This window comes from Streptomyces ovatisporus (assembly GCF_042653885.1).
Lineage (GTDB): Bacteria > Actinomycetota > Actinomycetes > Streptomycetales > Streptomycetaceae > Streptomyces > Streptomyces ovatisporus.
Genome location: NZ_JBHSFH010000018.1, coordinates 151,365 through 172,040 on the forward strand (window position 1 = coordinate 151,365; position 20,676 = coordinate 172,040).

Annotated in this window: 14 protein-coding genes; 8 read left to right on the forward strand and 6 right to left on the reverse strand. The window is 70.8% G+C overall.

What is annotated here, in order from left to right; all coding sequences use genetic code 11:
* Positions 1-380 precede the first annotated feature (380 nt).
* Entirely contained in the window at positions 381-3,437 is a 3,057-nt protein-coding gene (locus ACFPA8_RS27350) for an alpha-mannosidase (RefSeq protein WP_386452840.1), read from the forward strand.
* A 112-nt stretch (positions 3,438-3,549) separates the two neighbouring features.
* Here the strand turns inward: ACFPA8_RS27350 and ACFPA8_RS27355 are convergent, their stop codons facing one another.
* Together ACFPA8_RS27355 and ACFPA8_RS27360 are read right to left on the reverse strand one after the other, a co-directional pair.
* A complete protein-coding gene (locus ACFPA8_RS27355) occupies positions 3,550-4,992 on the reverse strand; it encodes a sensor histidine kinase (protein ID WP_386452842.1) in 1,443 nt (480 codons plus the stop codon).
* 26 nt (positions 4,993-5,018) lie between these two features.
* A complete protein-coding gene (locus ACFPA8_RS27360) occupies positions 5,019-5,780 on the reverse strand; it encodes a response regulator transcription factor (RefSeq protein ID WP_386452844.1) in 762 nt (253 codons plus the stop codon).
* Between the two features lie 352 nt (positions 5,781-6,132).
* On the opposite strand from ACFPA8_RS27360, the gene ACFPA8_RS27365 reads away from it, so the two are divergent.
* The 5 genes from ACFPA8_RS27365 (at position 6,133) to ACFPA8_RS27385 (ending at position 11,669) form a co-directional block, all read left to right on the forward strand.
* Positions 6,133-6,909 carry an amino acid ABC transporter ATP-binding protein gene (locus tag ACFPA8_RS27365; RefSeq protein WP_386452846.1) on the forward strand — a complete coding sequence of 259 codons (777 nt, stop codon included), beginning with the start codon at positions 6,133-6,135 and terminating at the stop codon, positions 6,907-6,909.
* A 147-nt stretch (positions 6,910-7,056) separates the two neighbouring features.
* Positions 7,057-7,980, forward strand: a complete 924-nt coding sequence (locus tag ACFPA8_RS27370) for a glutamate ABC transporter substrate-binding protein (RefSeq protein ID WP_386452848.1) — start codon at positions 7,057-7,059, stop codon at positions 7,978-7,980.
* A 152-nt stretch (positions 7,981-8,132) separates the two neighbouring features.
* Entirely contained in the window at positions 8,133-8,780 is a 648-nt protein-coding gene (locus ACFPA8_RS27375) for an amino acid ABC transporter permease (RefSeq protein ID WP_386452850.1), read from the forward strand.
* A complete protein-coding gene (locus ACFPA8_RS27380; RefSeq protein ID WP_386452852.1) occupies positions 8,777-9,652 on the forward strand; it encodes an amino acid ABC transporter permease in 876 nt (291 codons plus the stop codon). Before ACFPA8_RS27375 ends, ACFPA8_RS27380 begins: the two co-directional genes overlap by 4 nt.
* Before the next feature lie 298 nt (positions 9,653-9,950).
* On the forward strand, positions 9,951-11,669 hold the full coding sequence (locus ACFPA8_RS27385) for an FAD-dependent monooxygenase (protein ID WP_386452854.1): 1,719 nt from the start codon (positions 9,951-9,953) through the stop codon (positions 11,667-11,669).
* A gap of 101 nt (positions 11,670-11,770) precedes the next feature.
* On the opposite strand, the gene recX is transcribed toward ACFPA8_RS27385, so the two are convergent.
* From recX to ACFPA8_RS27405, 4 genes are all read right to left on the reverse strand, one after another.
* A complete protein-coding gene (gene recX, locus ACFPA8_RS27390) occupies positions 11,771-12,532 on the reverse strand; it encodes a recombination regulator RecX (RefSeq protein ID WP_386452856.1) in 762 nt (253 codons plus the stop codon).
* Between the two features lie 3 nt (positions 12,533-12,535).
* On the reverse strand, positions 12,536-13,669 hold the full coding sequence (recA, locus tag ACFPA8_RS27395) for a recombinase RecA (RefSeq protein ID WP_386452858.1): 1,134 nt from the start codon (positions 13,667-13,669) through the stop codon (positions 12,536-12,538).
* 274 nt (positions 13,670-13,943) lie between these two features.
* Positions 13,944-14,138, reverse strand: a complete 195-nt coding sequence (locus ACFPA8_RS27400) for a DUF3046 domain-containing protein (RefSeq protein ID WP_045866245.1) — start codon at positions 14,136-14,138, stop codon at positions 13,944-13,946.
* Positions 14,065-14,475, reverse strand: a complete 411-nt coding sequence (locus ACFPA8_RS27405) for an AraC family ligand binding domain-containing protein (RefSeq protein ID WP_386452860.1) — start codon at positions 14,473-14,475, stop codon at positions 14,065-14,067. Before ACFPA8_RS27405 ends, ACFPA8_RS27400 begins: the two co-directional genes overlap by 74 nt.
* A 92-nt stretch (positions 14,476-14,567) precedes the next feature.
* Between ACFPA8_RS27405 and ACFPA8_RS27410 the strand changes: the two genes are divergently transcribed.
* Together ACFPA8_RS27410 and ACFPA8_RS27415 are read left to right on the forward strand one after the other, a co-directional pair.
* On the forward strand, positions 14,568-19,298 hold the full coding sequence (locus ACFPA8_RS27410) for an ATP-dependent helicase (RefSeq protein WP_386452862.1): 4,731 nt from the start codon (positions 14,568-14,570) through the stop codon (positions 19,296-19,298).
* Positions 19,299-19,437: 139 nt separating this feature from the next.
* Positions 19,438-20,277 carry an Fpg/Nei family DNA glycosylase gene (locus ACFPA8_RS27415; RefSeq protein ID WP_386452864.1) on the forward strand — a complete coding sequence of 280 codons (840 nt, stop codon included), beginning with the start codon at positions 19,438-19,440 and terminating at the stop codon, positions 20,275-20,277.
* Positions 20,278-20,676 lie beyond the last annotated feature (399 nt).

Below are 20,676 nucleotides of genomic sequence, written 5' to 3' on the forward strand. Positions count from 1 at the left end.
GCGAAACATGCACGCCCCTGTGCACACCGCGTACAGGGGCGTGGAGGCCTCTCCCCTCGTGCGTCCGGGGCCCGTCGCCGTCCTCGATCCGGGCTTCCGGCACGGGGAGTTGGAAGGGCTGGGACCGGCTTGCATCGATCCTGGTGCGGCAGACCGGGCGCCGACGGCGACGGAACGAGGGCTCCCGTCGCGGCGGGCCTCTGCGGCAACAGACCGGCCTCACCGAGCCGTTCGCAGTCGGCGGCACCGGCGGCACCGGCGGGCAGCGATGGTGCGCCAATACGTCACCACCAGCCGAATCACAAGCGCTATCTTCGCGGCCCGCATGATGGCAGGGTCCTCACCAGGAGGAACGAGGACCCATAGATCGGAGCAGCCGCATGCACGACGACCGCCGCATCGTTGAGGACCGACTGCGCCGCGTCCTGACCGAGCGCATCAGGCCCGCGGTGTACAGCAGTCCAGTACCCCTGACCGTCGAGCGCTGGGACGCTCCCGGCGAGCCCGTGCCCGTGGCCGAGGGCCTCAACGCGTCCTACGAGCCCGCGAAGGCGGGTCAGCGGTGGGGTCCCGCGTGGGGGACGACGTGGTTCCGGGTCACCGGACGCGTACCGGAGGAGTGGCAGGGCCGGACGGTCGAGGCGGTGCTGGACCTCGGCTTCGACCGGAACATGCCCGGCTTCCAGTGCGAGGGGCTGATCTACCGGGCGGACGGCGAGGCTGTGAAGGCACTCAATCCGCGCAACGACTGGGTGCGCATCGCCGATTCGGCATCCGGCGACGAAGAGGTCGAGCTGTTCGTCGAGGCCGCGTCCAACCCGATCGTCAACACCCCGCAGACGCCCACGTATCAGGGCGACAGGCTCACCGCCAGCGATCGCCCGCTCTACCGCCTGCGGCGGATGGAGCTCGCGGTCTTCGAGGCCGAGGTGTGGGAGCTGGTGCAGGACCTCGAAGTGACCGGATCGCTGATGCGGGAGCTGCCGCTGGAGGACGCGCGGCGCTGGGAGCTGCTGCGCGCGGTGGAGGACGCACTGGACGCCGTAGACCTTCATGACATCGTTGGCACCGCCTCCGCGGCTCGTGCCGCACTCGCCGGCGTACTGTCCACACCTGCACGGCCGTCGGCCCATCGCATCAGCGCCGTCGGGCACGCACACATCGACTCGGCGTGGCTGTGGCCGGTCCGCGAGACCGTGCGGAAGGTCGCCCGTACGGCTTCGAACATGGTCAACCTCATGGACGACCACCCCGAGTTCGTCTTCGCCATGTCCTCCGCGCAGCAACTGGCCTGGATCAAGGAGCACCGGCCGGAGGTCTATTCCAAGGTGAAGAAGAAGGTCGCGGACGGCCAGTTCGTGCCCGTGGGCGGGATGTGGGTCGAGTCGGACACGAACATGGTCGGCGGCGAGGCCATGGTGCGGCAGTTCCTCTACGGAAAGCGGTTCTTCCTGGACGAGTTCGGCGTGGAGACCAGGGAGGTGTGGCTGCCGGACTCCTTCGGCTACACGGCGGCGATGCCGCAGATCGTGAAGCTGGCGGGCGCGAAGTGGTTCCTGACCCAGAAGATCTCCTGGAGTGAGACGAACAAGTTCCCGCATCACTCCTTCTGGTGGGAGGGCATCGACGGAACCCGCGTCTTCACGCACTTCCCTCCGGTCGACACCTACAACTCCGATCTGGGCGGGGCGGAGATGGCGCACGCCGCCCGCAACTACCAGGAGAAGGGCGGCGCCACGCGCTCCCTGGCACCCTTCGGCTGGGGCGACGGAGGCGGTGGGTCCACGCGCGAGATGCTGGCGCGCGCAGAGCGGCTGAAGGACCTCGAGGGTTCGCCGCGGGTGACCATCGAGAAGCCGTCGGCGTTCTTCGCGAAGGCGGAGGAGGAGTACGCGCAGAAGGCGCCGGTGTGGGCCGGCGAGCTCTATCTGGAGCTGCACCGGGGCACGTACACGTCGCAGGCGAAGACCAAACAGGGCAACCGGCACAGCGAATCACTGCTGCGTGAGGCCGAGTTGTGGGCGGCGACGGCTGCGGTACGGACGGGACACACCTACCCGTACGAACAGCTCGACGCGTTGTGGAAGACGGTGCTGCTGCACCAGTTCCACGACATCCTGCCGGGTTCGTCGATCGCCTGGGTGCACCGCGAGGCCCGTGAGACCTATGCCCGTGTGAAGGCGGAACTCGAAGCGATCATCGGCGAGGCCCAGGCCGCCCTCGCCGGCGAGGGCGACGTTCCGCTCGTCTTCAACGCCGCACCGCACGCGCGGGACGGTGTCGCGGCGGGAGGAGCCGAGCCTGCCCGGCAGCGCACCGGCGGCACGCCCGTGTCGGTCGAGGAGCGTCCCGGCGGCGGCTGGGTCCTCGCCAACGGGCTGCTGCGGATCGAGGTCGACGCCCGCGGTCTGGTCGTATCGGCGTACGACAAGGACGCCCGCCGTGAAAGCGTCGCGCCCGGCGAGGCGGCCAACCTGCTCCAGGTGCATCCCGACTTCCCCAACCACTGGGACGCCTGGGACGTCGACTCCTTCTACCGTCACAACGTCACAGACCTCACGGGCACCGACGAGCTGGCGCTGGCGGAGTCCGGCGAGGAGCGTGCCACTGTGCGCGTCGCCCGCTCCTTCGGTGATTCCTCCGTAGTGCAGCGGCTCACTCTGCGCGCGGGTTCAAAGGTGCTGGACATCGAGACAGAGGTGGACTGGCACGAGACGGAGAAGTTCCTGAAGGCCGCCTTCCCGCTGGATGTGAAGGCGGACCGTTCCGCGTCCGAGACGCAGTTCGGGCACGTCTTCCGGCCGACGCACACCAACACCTCGTGGGAGACGGCCAAGTTCGAGATCTGCGCCCACCGCTGGCTGCACGTCGAGGAGCCCGGCTGGGGAGCCGCCGTCGTCAACGACTCGACGTACGGGCACGACGTCACACGCGAGGTCCGGCCGGACGGCGGGCAGACCACCACTGTCCGGCTGTCGCTGCTGCGCGCGCCGCGCTATCCGGACCCGGAGACCGACCAGGGAACGCACACCCTGCGTTTCGCGCTCGCGCCGGGCGCCACGATCGGGGACGCCGTACGGGAGGGCCACTGGATCAACCTGCCGGAACGTACGGTGCGGGGCGCCGGCAGCGGCGTCGCGCCACTGGTCGGTGTCGACAACGACCAGGTGGTCGTCGAAGCGGTCAAGCTGGCCGACGACCGCAGCGGCGACCTCGTGGTCCGGCTCTACGAGTCGCACGGCGGCCGTGCACACGCGGTGCTCTCCGCCGGTACGCCGGTCACGTCGGTGACGGAGACGGATCTGCTGGAGCGGCCTCTCGCCGACGCGGAGGCAAGGGAGTTGACCGGCGACGGCACAGTCGAGGTGACTCTGCGTCCCTTCCAGATCCTCACTCTCCGGCTGGGCAGGCAGACGGCCCCGTCGGCACAGCAGTAGGACAGCAGCAGGGCAGCAGGAGGACGGTTCACTGCCGGGGCGGTGTGCGGACAGCGTCACCAGACGTGTCGTCTCGCCCGTCCCGGTGGTCCGGCGAGCCGCTCGGAGCCCGTCAGGTTTCCGGCGTCTCCTGAGGACTCGCCCCGCGCTGGGGCGGGTCTTCCGGTGACGGCCTGGTGCGCGGCACCGTGATCACCACGCGCAGTCCCCGGGGTTCGTTGCGCCGGTAGGCGATGCGCGCTCCGCCGGCGGCGAGCAGCGCCTTCGTGATGGAAAGACCCAGGCCCGAACCGGAGATGTTCTGGTGCCGGCTGCTGCGCCAGAACCGGTCACCGATGCGCTCCAGTTCCTCGTCGCTCAGGCCGGGCCCGCCGTCCGCGACGGTGAGCGTCACCCGGTCCCCCTCGGAGACGACCCCCACCGTGACCGGCTCGCCCTCGGGCGTGAACTTCAGGGCGTTGTCGACCACCGCGTCGAGCGCACTGGACAGTGCGACAGGGTCGGCCCAGCCCGTGGCCGCCGACGGCCCCTCCGAGTCCAGGAGGACGCCTTTGCGCTCCGCGACCGGACGCCAGGCCGCGACGCGCTCGGCTGCGAGCTCGGCGACATCGGTCAGCCGCAGGTCGGCCGGGGAGTGCTCGGCCAGGGCCAGATCGAGGAGGTCGTCCAGCACCCGGGCCAGACGCTTGCCCTCGGACTGCACGGACGCGAACTCCTCCTGTGCCTCCGGCAGTTCCAGTCCCAGCAGTTCGATGCGCAGCAGCAGCGCGGCCAGCGGGTTGCGCAGCTGGTGCGACGCGTCGGCCACGAAGGCCCGCTGCTGCTCCAGTACGTCCTCGACGTTGTCGGCCATCTCGTTGAACGAGCGGGCCAGCCGTCTCAGCTCCGGCGGGCCGCCCGAGGCGGCCACCCGTGATTTGAACTTGCCCAGAGCGATCTCGTGAGCGGCCCTGTCCAGTGTGCGTACGGGTCGCAGCACCCAGCCCGTCAGCCGCAGCGCGAGACCGACGGCCAGCAGCATGGCGGCGAACTCGCCCACGGCGATCGGCAGCCAGTCCTGGACGATCCGGGAGCGCAACTGCCCGGTCGGCGAGTCGGTCAGTACAACGGCGGCCACGTCGCCGTCCCGGATGACGGGTGAGGCGACGGCGATGCGGGGGTCCTCCTGCCAGGGCCACACCTGGGCGGGGTCGTGGCTGCGGCGTCCGGCCAGCGCTTCGGCGAAGGCGTCGGCGCCCTGGCCTTCCTGGGGGACCTGCCAGCCGTCCGGTGAGACGCCCATGGCCCGGCCGTCGCGGAGGAAGACGCCCACGTCGATGCCGTAGAGGTCGTGGTAGCGGGCGAGTTCGTCCTGCAGGATCTCGCGTCGCTCGTCCTCCTCGCTCGACGTCGCGACGAACTGGGCGAGCGCGGCGAACCGCGCGGTGTCGTCGATCCGGTCCACCACGACGCGCTGCTGCTGTGCGGCGGCCTGGCTGGCCGCGAGCGGGAAACCCAGGGCGAGGAGCACACCGGCGAGCAGGACGAGCAGCAGCGGTAGCAGACGGGCATGCATCGTGATTCCTGCCGGGCCCCGGTCGCCTAGGCCGTCTGCGAGGGCACGACGAGCCTGTATCCCACGCCCCGCACCGTCTCGATCAGTGCGGGCCGCTGCATCTTCGAGCGCAGGGAGGCGATGTGCACCTCCAGGGTCCGTCCGGTGCCCTCCCAGCTCGTACGCCAGACCTCGCTGATGATCTGCTCGCGGCGGAAGACGACACCGGGCCGCTGCGCGAGGAGCGCCAGTACCTCGAATTCCTTGCGGGTGAGAGCGACGGCGGCGCCGTCCACGTAGACCTGGCGCATGGACAGCTCGATGGTGACCGGGCCCAGCCGGAGCGTACGGTCCGCGGCGCCGGAGCCGCCGGAGGGCACTGTCCCCGCGCCGCCCGGTGCGCCCGCTCCGCTCGCGGAGGTGTCGGCGCTCTCCTCGGGCGCGGCGCGCCGGCTGACCGCGTGGATGCGCGCCAGCAGTTCACCGGTGTCGTAGGGCTTGACCACGTAGTCGTCGGCGCCGAGGTTCAGGCCGTGGATCCGGGACCGGACACCGCCGCGCGCGGTCACCATGATCACGGGGGTGGAGCTGATCTTCCGGATGCGGCCGCACACCTCGAAGCCGTCCTGGTCGGGAAGGCCGAGGTCGAGAAGGACGACGCCGAAGGGAGGGGCGTCGTCGGCGGGCAGCAGTTCGCGGAGTGCCTCTTCGCCGCTGCGTGCGTGGACCACCTCGAAGCCGTGCCGTTCCAGCACCGCCGAGAGCGCCGCGGCGACGTGGTTGTCGTCCTCGACGAGCAGCAGCCTCACTGCGGCCTCCCTTCGAATCGTCGTGCCGGCCGTTCGGCGAGCGGGCCTCGGCACTGCATCCACGCGCATTCACGCAGGTGAGTCAAGGGGCTCCCTGTCACGCGGTACGTACCGTTATGCAGCCGGTACGACACAGTGCGCAATTCCCCCGCCGGCGTCCCGCCGCCCCCTCCGGAAGCCGCCTCCACCCCCGCCGCAGGGGCGCCGGCAGCGCCCTAGCCTGGGCGGGCGCTCGCACAGTGTGCCGTTTCGCGACGCGATCGTTATGCTCAATTTCCCCTCAGATGTAATGACGCTGGTGGCAGTCGCTCATTAGTGTCCTCGCAACCGACGAGGACGGAGCTACACGCCGATGAGCGAAGTATCGGTGATCAAGGACGCCGCGCCGGCCGCGGACGACCTGGTCGTACTGGACAACGTCAACAAGCATTTCGGCGCGCTGCATGTGCTCCAGGACATCGATCTGACCATCGCGCGCGGGGAGGTCGTCGTCGTCATCGGCCCCTCGGGGTCCGGCAAGTCCACACTGTGCCGCACCATCAACCGCCTCGAGACGGTCGACTCGGGCAGCATCTCCATCGACGGCAAGCCCCTTCCCCAGGAGGGCAAGGCGCTGGCCAAGCTGCGCGCGGACGTCGGAATGGTCTTCCAGGCGTTCAATCTCTTCGCGCACAAGACGGTGCTCGAGAACGTCATGCTCGGTCAGACCAAGGTCCGGCGCACGGACAAGCAGGAGGCCGAGAAGAAGGCGCGTGCGCTGCTGGACCGCGTCGGCGTCGGCAACCAGGCGGACAAGTACCCGGCTCAGCTCTCGGGAGGCCAGCAGCAGCGTGTGGCCATCGCCCGCGCGCTCGCCATGGACCCCAAGGTGATGCTCTTCGACGAGCCCACCTCCGCGCTCGACCCCGAGATGATCAACGAGGTTCTCGAGGTCATGAAGCAGCTCGCCGACGAAGGCATGACGATGGTCGTCGTCACCCACGAGATGGGCTTCGCACGCTCGGCCGCGAACAGGGTCGTCTTCATGGCGGACGGCCGGATCGTCGAGGAGGCGACACCGGACCAGTTCTTCAACAACCCTCGCAGCGACCGCGCGAAGGACTTCCTCGCGAAGATCCTTCACCACTGACGTGTCCGCCGAGCGGAGTGCCGTGATTCCGGCCGGCCCCGGCCCCTACGACCGCCGACAGGCGTCCCGTGCCCCCGGCTCTCACCCCACCGACAGCCGGACCGCCGGACGCCCCCATGCACCGATACCGAGCAAGGGATGTTTCTCATGAAGTTCCGCAAGAGCGCCGCCGCGGCGGCCGTGGTCCTCACCGTCGCCCTCTCCGCCACCGCATGCGGCGGCAAGGAGGGTCCCGCAGGCGACAAGCCGGGCGGTGACACCGACAAGAAGGCGCTGCCCACGTACAAGGTCGCCAAGGACGTCGACGTCGACTCCCCCGTGATCAAGAAGGCGCAGAAGCGCGGCAAGCTGATCATCGGGGCCAAGTCCGACCAGCCCTACCTCGGCTTCCAGGACCCCTCCTCGAAGGAGTACGAGGGCTTCGACATCGAGGTCGCCAAGATGGTCGCCGCCGACCTGGGCTTCGACCCCGAGAAGGACATCCAGTTCAAGACCATCGACTCCTCGGTCCGTGAGACGGCCATCTCCAAGGGCCAGGTCGACCTGATGGTCGGCACCTACACCATGAACGACGAGCGCAAGAAGCAGGTGAGCTTCGCGGGCCCGTACTACATGGCCGGCCAGGACCTGCTCGTCCGCAAGGACGAGAAGTCCATCAAGGGCCCGGACAGCATCAAGGGCAAGAAGGTCTGCTCGGTCACCGGTTCGACCCCGCTGCAGAACCTCAAGGACAACAAGTCGAAGTACGGTGCCACTCCCGTCGAGTTCGGCAAGTACACCGACTGCGTCAAGCAGCTGCTCGACGGCCAGGTCGACGCCATGACCACTGACGACGCCATCCTCAAGGGCTACGCCGCCGAGCGTCCCACCAAGCTCAAGGTCGTCGGCGAGACCTTCAGCGAGGAGCCCTACGGCATCGGCCTGAAGAAGGACGACAAGGCGCTGCAGGAGGCCGTGCTCGACGCCGTCGAGGCGCACCAGAAGGACGGCAGCTACAAGAAGGCGTACGACGCGACGCTGGGCCGCTCCGGCTCCACGTTCGAGGAGCCCCCGGCCCTCGAGCGCGGCTGATCCCGCGCCGCAAGGCCTGACCGGCGCGCCGTGAACGCTGCCGGCGCGCCGCAAGCCCTGCCGGCCACCGGCGTCACCCGCCGTCCCGTACGTCCGCCTCGCGGGCGGGCGTACGGGACGCGGCATTTCCCTGACCGCCCAGCGGAGACCCTATGAATGTTCTGCTCGATCACCTGGACCTGTTCCGCGACGGATTCCTCGGAACGGTCTCACTGACCGCGACCAGCGCTCTGCTGGCCCTCGTGCTGGGCGTGCTGATAGCCGGCTTCCGGGTCTCGCCCGTGCCGCCCCTGCGCGTGTTCGGCACCGTGTGGGTGACGCTGCTGCGCAACACACCGCTGACACTGCTGTTCCTCGTGGCCTTCTTCGTCCTGCCGCAGGTCGTCTTCCCCGGCATCAGCTCGTACATCCTGGGCGTGCTGGCGCTGGGCTTCTACACGTCGGCGTTCGTCTGCGAGGCGGTGCGCTCCGGCATCAGCACCGTGCCGCTCGGGCAGGCGGAGGCGGCCCGCAGCCTCGGCATGACCTTCGTGCAGACCCTCCGGATGGTCGTACTGCCGCAGGCGACCCGGACAGTGCTGCCGCCGCTCAGCAGCATCATCATCGCGCTGACGAAGAACTCGGCCATCGCCGGTGCCTTCAACAACCCCGAACTCTTCAGCGTGCAGAAGGTGCTGAGCGACAAGGGCTTCAACGTCATGGTCATCTTCGTCTGGGTGGCCCTCGCCTACCTCGTCCTCGTCTTTGCGATCAGCGGCCTCTTCCGCCTGCTGGAGCGCCGTCTGGAGGTCGCCCGATGAGCTCGTCCGTCCTCTTCGACGCGCCCGGGCCCAAGGCCCGCATGCGCAACCGCCTGTACGCCGTGATCGGCACCGCCGGTCTGCTGGCGCTGCTCGGCTTCGTCGCCTACCGGCTGGCCGCCAAGGGCCAGTTCGACGGCGCCATGTGGGACATCTTCAACTACGCGGGCGTCCGCAACTCCATCGTCACGGGCATCGTCAGCACCCTCCAGGCGTTCGCCATGGCCGGGGTGCTGTCGCTGGTCCTCGCGGTGCTGCTGGCCGTGGCGCGGCTGTCGGAGCACAAGCCCGTCAGCTGGGTGGCCACCGGAATCATCGAACTCTTCCGCGCCGTACCGCTGCTGATCACCATCTACGTGCTGTGGGTGGGCTTCTTCACCAGTGAGCCCCTCTGGGCCGTGGTCATCGGGCTCACGCTCTACAACGGCGCCGTACAGGCGGAGGTCCTTCGCGCAGGCATCCTCGCCGTACCGAAGGGGCAGAGCGAGGCCGCGTACGCGCTGGGAATGAGCAAGACCCAGGTCATGACCACGGTGCTGATCCCGCAGGCCGTACGGTCCATGCTGCCGACGATCGTCAGCCAGCTCGTGGTCACGCTCAAGGACACCTCGCTCGGCTTCGTCATCACCTACGAGGAACTGCTCTACGCCGGACGGCAGATGGCCAGCACCATCCTCGTCGACGGAGAGAACCCCTACGTCCCGGTGGTTCTCGTGTTCGGTGCCATCTACGTCGCGATGTGCCTCGCGCTGTCCGCGCTGGCCAACTGGATCGAGCAACGCGGACGCCGGACGAAGACCGGCATCAAGGTGGCCGAGGCCCAGAAGGCGACGCCCGACATGGGCAACGCGGGCGGAGGGGCCGCGGTCTGACGGACCGTCCCGCCGGCGGTGCGCCGGTGAGGGCGAGCAGTGTACGGACAAGGCGGGGGCGGAGGCCCGGACAGATCATGACAAGTCCGGGCCTCCGCCCCCGCAGCTTGACGGGTGACCTTGCACTGGGTTGCATACATTGCGTGATCGCTCACGAGGCTCCACCTGTGCCGACTCCTCCCTCGTCGCCCGCTTGCGCGGTACGGGCGACGCGTGGTGCCGGCCACCGTACGAAGTCCAGCCGCGGAGCCCTGCCCGGCACGCACACCGGTGCTGAGTTCCGCACGGTGACGCGCGCGTGAGCGAGTCCGAAGTCATCGTCGTCGGCGCCGGGCCGACCGGCCTCGCCCTGTCGCTGGCACTCTCCAGGTTCGGGGTGCCCTCACTCGTGCTCGACAACGGCGACGGTGAGGTGACAGCGCGAGCAGCCCGCACCTGCGTCCTCCGGCCGGACACGGCAGCGTGGCTTCCCGCCCCTCCGGACTCTCCCGTCCCGGCCGCCCGCTGGACCCGCTGGCGTACGAGACGACGTCAGCAGACCGTTCACCAGAGGGAGTTGGACGAGGAGACCGCGCCCTTCCACGTGGAACAGCACGTACTGGAAAGGGCGCTGCGCGCGGCACTGGCGCAGGAGAAGCTGGCACGCATCGTGACGGGCAGCCATCTGGACGTCCTCGAACAGGACGCCGCGGGGGTCACCGCACACACGCGTCGGCGCGGCCCGGAGGGTACGGCGGGGCGCGGCGGCGGCACGTGGTGGCGCGGCAGCTATCTGGTGGGCTGCGACGGTGCCCGCTCGACGGTGCGGAAGCTGCTGGGGGTGCCCTTCGCCGGGCGTACAGCCGTGGAGCGGCACGCGGTCGCGGCCCTGCGGACGCGGCTGCCCTGGGAGTCGGAGGCGCTGCTCGACCGTGACCTGGGCGGCGAACACAGGGAGGTCACAGCCCGGCCCCTGCCCGGCGGGGTATGGCGACTGGACTGGCTGCTGCCCGCGCGGGGAGACCTCGTCACCCCTGAAGCGCTCCTGGATCACATCCATTCGACTCTCGCCCACTGGCACGGCAGGGGCGGGGCCGGCGGCCACGGCAAGGGCGGGGACCGTGGCGCCGACGCTGCGGCGGCGCCCGGCCCGTACGAACTCCTCGACACGGGAGTGCACACCTCTCACCAGCGGCTCGCCCGGCGCTGGCGCGTGGGACGTGCCTTCCTCGCGGGGGACGCGGCACATCTGGTGGGCGCCCTCGGGGTGCAGTCGGTGGACGAAGGTCTGCGCGACGCCGCCAACCTGGCGTGGAAGCTCGCCGTGGTGTGGCACGAGCTGAGCGGCGTACGCGGACCGCGCGTCGACCGGGATGCCGTCGAAGTCGTGCTCGGCAGCTACGAGTCGGAGCGGCGCGGCGCCGTCGCCTCGCGCCTGCGGGCGGTCGATCAGGCGCTGCCGCTCGTACGCCGGGAAGGCGGCGGACTGCGGGCCATCCTTCCGGGCGGCGGTGCGCGTACGCCCCTGGAGCTGCTCACCGACGGGCATCTCGGGCGCGGACTGCTGGGCTCGCCTGCGGCGTACGGACGCTCACCGCTGACTCCGCCGCGTGGGACCGTCGACACTGTGCCTGTCGCCACGCCGCCGGGGGCGCCCGTGGACGACGTGTCAGTGATCGCACTGAACGGCGAGCAGGGCCGGCTGCGTGAGCGGCTGTGCGGCAACGGAGGCGAACTGCTGGTCGTGCTCGTCGCGCCGGGCACCGGGGTATGGGACAGCAGGCACTGGCTGTCCGCCGGGATAATGCCCGAACTTGCGGCTGCGGTGGGGGCGTTGCCGCTCAAAGCAGAGCTGCTGGTGACCGAGAGCTACCCGGGCGCCGCTCCGCACACGGTGCTGGTGATACGGCCCGACGGGCACCTGGTGGCGGCCCTGCCGGCACCTCGTATCGCTCAACTGCGTGAGTGCGCCGACGCGTTGCGCGGCGGGCCCCTCGCCGGAGCACGCTCGGCGTCCCCTCGCGACGCACGCCGGTAGCGGGGCTTCCGGGCCATGAGGGGGCTCAACAGCTCTCGGCAAGCCCTTGAACTCTCCCGCCAAGCCCGCAGAGAGGCGAACCCGGCTCGGCCCAACACCCTTCAGTCTTCCGGCAGATGCTGCTCCAGCAGTTCGCCGTCCGCTCCTTCTTCTTCCAGCGCCCTGCGGACCACGCGCAGCGCCAGCCCTTCGCCGTACCCCTTACGCGCCAGCATCCCGGCGAGGCGGCGTATGCGCTTCTCCTGGTCGAGGCCCCGCGTGCTGCGCAGCTTTCTCTCGACGAGGGCGCGGGCCGTATCCGCCTCCTGCTCGGAGCCGAGTTGCCCGACCGCCTCGTCGACGATCCCCGACTCGACGCCCTTCAGGCGCAGTTCGCGGGCGAGGGCCCGGCGGGCGAGGCCGCGGCTGTGGTGCCGGGACTCGACCCAGGCACCGGCGAACGCCACATCGTCGATCAGGCCTACCTCTTCGAAGCGGGCGAGCACCTCCTCCGCCGCTTCGTCGGGGACCTCACGCTTCCGCAGGGCGTCGGCGAGCTGCTTCCGCGTGCGCGGCGTCCCCGTCAGCAGCCGCAGACAGATGGCACGTGCCCGCTCGACCGGGTCTTTTTCGGGTCCCTCGTTCGGAGCGTCCCCCGCCGCCGGCTCGCCACCACGGCCGCCGGCGGATTCGCCCCCCTCCTCGTCCACCTCAAGCTCCGGGCCGGCCTCCCACGGTGAGCCGAAGTCGGCGAAGCGTTCGCCGTCGCGCCGTGAGCCGCGTGACACTCGCGTCCGCGATGAGCGCGGTGGTCCCGCCTCGGCCCTCGACGAGGTGGGACCACCGCTGTCTTCGCGCACCGGCCACTGGCTGCGCCGCGTCACGGATCAGCTCTTTGCAGCGGCGGCCTTGGCGGACTTGGCCTTCGTCGCCGCTGCCGGCACCGACTTGGCCGCGGGAGGCGCCCCGTCCGCCGAACCAGCCCCCGCCGCGTCGGCACCGGGTTCGCCTGTGGGCTCCTCCGGAGTCACACCGATCCCCAGCTTCTCCTTGATCTTCTTCTCGATCTCGTTGGCCAGGTCGGGGTTGTCGCGCAGGAAGTTGCGGGAGTTCTCCTTGCCCTGGCCCAGCTGGTCGCCCTCGTAGGTGTACCAGGCGCCGGACTTGCGGATGAAGCCGTTCTCGACGCCCATGTCGATCAGGCCGCCCTCACGGCTGATGCCCTGGCCGTAGAGGATGTCGAACTCCGCCTGCTTGAAAGGCGGAGCCACCTTGTTCTTGACGACCTTCACACGGGTGCGGTTGCCCACCGGTTCCGTGCCGTCCTTGAGTGTCTCGATGCGGCGGATGTCGAGCCGCACCGACGCGTAGAACTTCAGCGCACGGCCACCGGTGGTCGTCTCCGGCGAGCCGAACATCACGCCGACCTTCTCGCGGAGCTGGTTGATGAAGATCGCCGTGGTCTTGGAGTGGTTCAGCGCACCGGTGATCTTCCGCAACGCCTGGCTCATCAGACGGGCCTGGAGACCGACGTGCGAGTCGCCCATCTCGCCCTCGATCTCCGCGCGCGGGACGAGGGCCGCGACGGAGTCGATGACGATCAGGTCGAGCGCGCCGGAGCGGATGAGCATGTCGACGATTTCCAGCGCCTGTTCGCCGTTGTCCGGCTGGGAGAGGATCAGCGCGTCCGTGTCGACGCCGAGCTTCTTCGCGTACTCGGGATCGAGCGCGTGCTCCGCGTCGACGAACGCGACGGTGCCGCCCGCCTTCTGCGCGTTGGCCACCGCGTGCAGCGTCAGGGTCGTCTTGCCGGAGGACTCCGGGCCGTACACCTCGACGACACGGCCACGCGGGAGGCCGCCGACGCCGAGAGCGACATCGAGTGCGGTGGACCCGGTGGGGATGATCTCGACCGGCTCGTTCGGCCGCTCCCCCATGCGCATCACGGCGCCCTTGCCGAACTGCCGTTCAATCTGCGCGAGGGCTGTTTCGAGCGCCTTCTCGCGGTCGGTTTCTGCCATCGGTGCCACCCGGTTTGCTTGAGTCGATCGCTTCACGTCCACGACGCTAGCGGCTGCCACTGACAATCCGCCCCGGAGCCCGCTCCGGGGCCGGAAGGGCGGGAGCGGGAGATCTCCCGTGCCCGCCAGGAACTCCATAAGAATCGATGTTCGATTTTTGCGTCAAGTCACCCCGTATTTCTGTGGATAACTCACGAAAGACCTGCTCATAACGCCCACTCAGAAACGGCTCGAGCGGCACCGCGGACATGAGCGGGCGGCAGCCGGCTCCGGTTCATCTCTTCTCGGCAGGCACATCCATGACGGCACACACCGTGCGCCAGATCTCCTTCGCGTCCCAGCCGGCGTCCAGGGCCTCGCAGACCGTACGGCCGCCGAGTTCGGACATCACGTGGTCACGGGCGAAGGAGTCGGCGTAGGCCTCGCCGAAGTGGTCCGCCATCCGCTGCCAGAAGTCCGTCAACCGCATGCTCCCCAGTATCCAGCTCCGGACCGGCCGCCCTGCCCTCGTCGGCCGTCCTCGTCGGCCCTCGGCTGTCCTCCTCGGCGCTCGTCGGCGCTCGGCCGTCCTCAGCCCAGGGCCCGTACGCCGCGGTGACCAGTACGAGCCCGCCGGGCCCGGCGCGGTGCTGTGCCCCGCGGTGCACGAAGACCTCGACGCCTTCGGATACGGCGCCGATGGTGCAGGCGCCGTGCGTGTGCCGGGCGAAGGTCCTACGCAGGTAGCGGACGCGCAGCAGATCGACCTCCGGCAGCGCCGGATGCCGCCAGTGCCGTGCGCTCTCGCCGGTCTCCACAGCTCCCATTCTGCGTCCGCGCCCGGCGCGGCATCGTCGCCGGACCGCCCGGTCAGCGCCGCGGCCTGGCGTTGTCGGTGGCCGGGTGCACGATGGACGGCATGGGTCAGTCCTCGCCGGCTGCGGCGCTCGATGTCTTCTCCCCCGCGACGCGGGCCTGGTTCGCGGGCGCCTTCCGCGAGCCCACTGCCGCGCAGGCAGGGGCCTGGCGGGCGATCGCCGAGGAGTCGGACGCCCTGGTCGTGGCCCCCACCGGTTCCGGCAAGACCCTCGCCGCCTTCCTGGCCTCCCTGGACGCGCTGGCCTCCACGCCACCGCCTGCCGACCCCCTCAAGCGCTGCCGCGTGCTGTACGTCTCGCCGCTGAAGGCTCTGGCGGTGGACGTGGAGCGCAATCTGCGCAGCCCCCTGACCGGAATCCGCCAGGAGTCGCTCCGGCTCGGCCTGCCCGAGCCCGACATCAGGGTCGGCATCCGCTCCGGTGACACCCCCGCCGCCGAGCGGCGCTCCCTCGCGCGGCGCCCTCCCGACATCCTGATCACGACCCCCGAGTCGCTGTTCCTGATGCTCACCTCCGCCGCCCGGGACGCCCTCTCCGGCGTCGAGACAGTGATCCTCGACGAGGTGCACGCGGTCGCGGGCACCAAGCGCGGCGCTCATCTCGCTCTGTCCCTGGAGCGGCTGGACCACCTGCTGGAGCGCCCTGCCCGGCGGATCGGCCTCTCCGCGACGGTACGCCCCGTGGACGAGGTCGCCCGCTTCCTCTCCCCGCAGCGCAAGGCCACTGTCGTACAGCCCCCTTCCGGCAAGGAGTTCGACCTGTCGGTCGTCGTCCCGGTCGAGGACATGGGCGAGCTGGCCGGCTCCCCGGTGCAGGACGGCAGCACGGGCGGCGGCAGCGGTCCCGGGGACGGCGCGAAGCCCTCCATCTGGCCGTCCGTCGAGGAGCGGATCACCGACCTGGTGCAGGCGCACCGGTCCACCATCGTCTTCGCCAACTCGCGACGGCTCGCTGAGCGTCTGTGCAACAGGCTCAACGAGATCGCGTACGAACGCGCGACAGGCGAGGCCATGCCGGAGCACCACACACCTGCGGAGGTGATGGCCGAGTCGGGAACGGCCAAGGGAGCGCCGCCGCTGCTCGCCCGCGCTCACCACGGCTCGGTCTCCAAGGACCAGCGTGCCCAGGTGGAGGAGGAGCTGAAGTCGGGCCGGCTGCCGGCGGTGGTGGCCACCTCCAGCCTGGAGCTGGGCATCGACATGGGTGCGGTCGATCTCGTCGTACAGGTCGAGTCGCCGCCGTCGGTCGCCTCCGGGCTTCAGCGGGTGGGCCGTGCGGGGCACCAGGTGGGCGCCGTCTCGGCCGGTGTCGTCTTTCCCAAGTACCGCGGCGACCTCGTCCAGTCCGCGGTGGTCACCGAACGGATGCGCGAGGGTGCCATCGAGGCGCTGCGCGTTCCGTCCAACCCGCTGGACGTACTGGCGCAGCAGCTCGTCGCCATGGTCTCGGTGGACACCTGGGACGTGGCGGAGCTGCTCCTGCTCGTCCGCCGCGCCGCTCCCTTCTCCTCGCTGCCGGAGTCGGCGTACCACGCCGTGCTGGACATGCTCGCGGGCCGTTACCCGTCCGACGCCTTCGCCGAACTGCGCCCCCGGCTGGTCTGGGACCGGGTGGCGCAGACCGTCGGCGCCCGGCCCGGCGCGCAGCGGCTCGCGGTCACCTCCGGCGGCACCATCCCCGACCGCGGCCTGTTCGGCGTCTTCCTCGCCGGCTCCGACCCGAAGAAGGGCGGTGGCCGCGTCGGCGAGCTGGACGAGGAGATGGTCTACGAGTCCCGGGTGGGTGACGTCTTCACGCTGGGCACCACGTCCTGGCGGATCGAGGACATCACCCGCGACCGCGTGCTGGTCTCACCCGCACCGGGCGTGCCCGGCCGGCTGCCGTTCTGGAAGGGCGACCAGCTGGGCCGCCCCCTCGAACTCGGACGGGCGCTCGGCGCGTTCCTCCGGGAAGTCGGATCGCTCTCAGCGGCAGCGGCGCAGGAGCGGCTGGCCGCCGCCGGTCTCGACCAGCTCGCGGTCACCAACCTCCTCACCTATCTCGACGAGCAGCGCAGCGCCTGCGGCCACCTCCCGGACGACCGCACGATCGTGGTGGAGCGCTTCCGCGACGAGCTGGGCGACTGGCGGATCGTCGTGCACTCGCCCTTCGGTGCCCAGGTGCACGCCCCCTGGGCCCTCGCACTCGGGGCGCGCCTGACCGAGCGTTACGGCATGGACGCGCAGGTCATGCATGCCGACGACGGCCTGGTTCTGCGGCTTCCGGACGCCGATCTGATGGGCCTGGACCTGCTGGAGGAGGCGTCGGCGGGCGGCGATGCGGCCTTCGACTCCGGTCAGGCACCCGTCGGCGTCTCCGACGTCCTCTTCGACAAGGGCGACGTGGAGCAGATCGTCACCGACCAGGTCGGCGGGTCCGCCCTGTTCGCCGCCCGTTTCCGCGAGTGCGCCGCTCGCGCGCTGCTCCTGCCGCGCCGCAGTCCGGGCAAGCGCACACCGCTGTGGCAGCAGCGTCAGCGTGCGGCTCAACTGCTGCAGGTGGCTTCGGAGTTCGGTTCCTTCCCCATCGTGCTGGAGGCCGTACGGGAGTGCTTGCAGGACGTCTTCGACGTACCCGGGCTGTCCGAGCTGATGGGCGACATCGAGTCCCGACGGGTACGCGTCGTCGAGGTCACCACCAACGACCCGTCCCCCTTCGCGCGCTCGCTGCTGTTCGGCTACGTCGCGCAGTACCTGTACGAGGGCGACTCGCCCCTCGCCGAACGCCGTGCCGCCGCCCTGTCCCTCGACTCGCGGCTGCTCGCCGAACTGCTCGGCCAGGCGGAACTGCGTGAGCTGCTCGACGCGGAGGTGCTCGGCGAGCTGGAGCAGGAGCTGCAGTGGCTGACCGAGGACCGCCGCGTCAAGGACGCGGAGGGCGTCGCCGACCTGCTCCGCCTCCTCGGTCCGCTGACTACGGCCGAACTGCGGGAACGGGGCGCCGATCCGCAGTGGGCGGCCGACCTGGAGTCCGCCCGCCGTGCCATCCGCGTCCGTATCGCGGGGGAGCAGCACTTCGCCGCGGTGGAGGACGCCGGCCGGCTGCGGGATGCGCTGGGCGTGGCACTGCCCGTGGGCGTCCCGGAGGCCTTCACAGAACCGGTACCCGATCCGCTCGGCGACCTGCTCGCACGCTATGCCCGCACTCACGGCCCGTTCATCTCAGCCGACGCCGCCACCCGCTTCGGACTCGGCACCGCGGTGGCCGAGGGCGCGCTGCACCGCCTCGCGGCGAGCGGCCGTCTCGTCCAGGGCGAGTTCCACCCGGCAGGGATCGGCCAGGAATGGTGTGACGCCAATGTGCTGCGCCGCCTGCGCCGCCGTTCACTGGCTTCGCTGCGGCAGGAGCTGGAGCCGGTTCCGGCGCCGGCGCTCGCGGCGTTCCTCCCCCAGTGGCAGCACCTGGGCTCCGGCCGCGTGCGCGGAATCGACGGACTGCTGCGCGCGGTCGAGCAGTTGCAGGGCGCACCGGTCCCCGCCTCGGCCCTGGAGAAGCTGGTGCTGCCCGGCCGCGTCCGCGACTACGCACCGGCCATGCTCGACGAGCTCACCACCACGGGCGAGGTGATCTGGGCCGGCGCCGGATCACTGCCGGGCAAGGACGGCTGGATCTCCCTCTATCCGGCGGACAACGCACCTCTGCTGCTGCCACCGCCACTGCCCCTGGAGCTGACTCCCCTCCACCGGTCGGTGCTGGACGCCCTGGCTCCGGGCTACGGCCTGTTCTTCCGTCAGATCGCGGACCAGGTGCGTGCCACGGAGGCCCCTGAGGCGACGGATCCCCAACTGGCCGACGCTCTCTGGGACCTGGCCTGGTACGGCCACGTCGGCAACGACTCGCTCGCTCCGCTGCGCGCCCTGCTGGGCTCGGGCCGCACCGCGGGAGCGACGGCGCACCGCGCCAAACGCTCCGTCCCCCGCGGTCGCTACGGCTCACTGACGGCCGCCACCACCCGCAGCGGTACGAACCGGCCGACTGCCTCGCGCAACGGCCCCCCGACGGTCGCCGGCCGCTGGTCCCTGCTGCCCGTCGCGGAGTCCGACGCGACGCACCGTGCCCACGCGCTGGCCCGTACGCTCCTCGACCGGCACGGCATCGTCACACGCGGAGCAGTGTCGGCCGAGGGAGTGCAGGGCGGATTCTCCGCGGCCTACAGGGTGCTGGCGGCGTTCGAGGAGAGCGGGCAGGCCCGCCGCGGCTACGTCGTGGAGGGCCTGGGCGCGGCCCAGTTCGCGATGGACGGCGCCATCGACAGGCTCCGCGCGGTGCACAGCGCCCGCGAACGTGAAGAGCACTTCCGCGCTGTCGTCCTCGCCGCCGCCGACCCGGCGAACGCATACGGCGCAGCTCTGCCGTGGCCGGATCCGCCCGAAGGCGCCACGCACAAGCCGGGACGCAAGGCGGGAGCCGTGGTCGTCCTCGTCGACGGGGAGTTGACGCTCTACATGGAACGCGGCGGAAAGACCCTGCTCGCCTGGCCCGGCGGCTTTCCGGAGGGCGGCACCCCGGAGGGCCCAGCAGCGGCAGACGCCCAGGGCGGTCCCCCCGGGACCACCCCGGCACTGACGACCGCGGCCGAAGCTCTGGCGCGCGCCGCCCAGGAGGGCGCCCTGGGTACGGTCACCGTGGAGCGCGTCAACGGGGCGCCTACGCTGTCCTCTCCGATAGGCGCCATGCTGGAGAGCGCGGGCTTCCACGCCACGCCACGAGGGCTGCGACTCCGCGCGCGTTAGCGGCAACCGGCCGCTCTCCCCCGGCAGTCGACGCCCGCCCGACCGACGGTCGAAGACAACCCGAACGAGGCCGACGAGGGACGTCGCCCGCCTCCGTGTCCGGCTCCCCCACTCCGTTCCCGACTGCCGCAGGAGAGCGATGCCCGAAGGAGACACCGTCTGGTACAGCACGCGTCAGCTCCACGAGGCGCTCGCCGGCCGGACCCTGACCCGTACGGACTTCCGCGTCCCCCGGATCGCCACGGCCGACCTCAGCGGGCGCGCGATCCTCGACGTCTTCCCCCGCGGGAAGCACATCCTCATGCGCGTGGAAGGAGGAGTCACCATCCATTCCCATCTCGGCATGGAGGGCTCCTGGAGGGTGAGCACCGGGCAGCTGCGCCCCCGGGGCGGAGGCGGACCGTCGCACCAGATCCGGGCAGTGCTCACCGCCGGTGCCACCACCGCCACCGGCTACCGCCTCCCTCTGCTCGAACTCCTGCGCACCGGCGAGGAGTCGGCGGCTCTCGGCCATCTGGGCCCCGATCTTCTGGGCCCCGACTGGGACCCTGCCGAGGCCGAGCGCCGCCTCGTGTCGGACCCCGGTCGTCCCCTCGTCGAAGCCCTGCTCGATCAGCGCAACCTGGCCGGCATCGGCAATGTCTACGCCGCCGAACTCTGCTTCCTCGCCGGCACCTCACCGTGGACGCCCGTGGGAGAGCTTCCCGGAACGCTGCCGGCCCGCATCGTCGCCGCCGCCCAGCGGCTCCTGGACGCCAACAAGGACCGCCTCGCCCGCCGTACGACGCGCGCCCCCGCAGGAGCGGACCGCGACCGCGCGGTGTGGGTCTACGGGCGCACGCGCCGCCCCTGCCACCGCTGCGGCACACCCGTCCTCTCGGGCACTCACGGCCCCCCGGAACGGCCCCGCCCCGTCTTCTACTGCCCCCGCTGCCAGCCGGGCCCGCTCCGCGCCGCAGACGACTCCCCTCGCCGCTGACTTCCGGGGCGTCCCCGCTTCCTCAGCTCCGCCCGTATCTGCGGATCCGGCGGTCTTCCCGGTCCCGGCTCCTCCGGTCTTCCCGCTCCCGGACGGATGCCGGCCCACACCCGCTCCGTGCGGTCCGCCCCCGATGCTCGCCCCCGAGGTACGTCTCGACGCGCCCCTCCGCCCTGCTGCGACCGGATCGCCGTACGGCCCGCCTTCCGGGCCGGCGAATGGACCTCCCCCGCCCCGACCACGGCCCCCTCAGGGTGACGTGGACGGGCAGCAGCCCCAGTCCCCACCCGAGCAGCACGAAGGCCGCACCCGGTGCCGTGTCCGCTGCGGGCCACCACGCCACCAGGCCGCACCACGCACCGCACAGCACAGCCGGCAGAAGGCTTCGGCAGCGGCCCA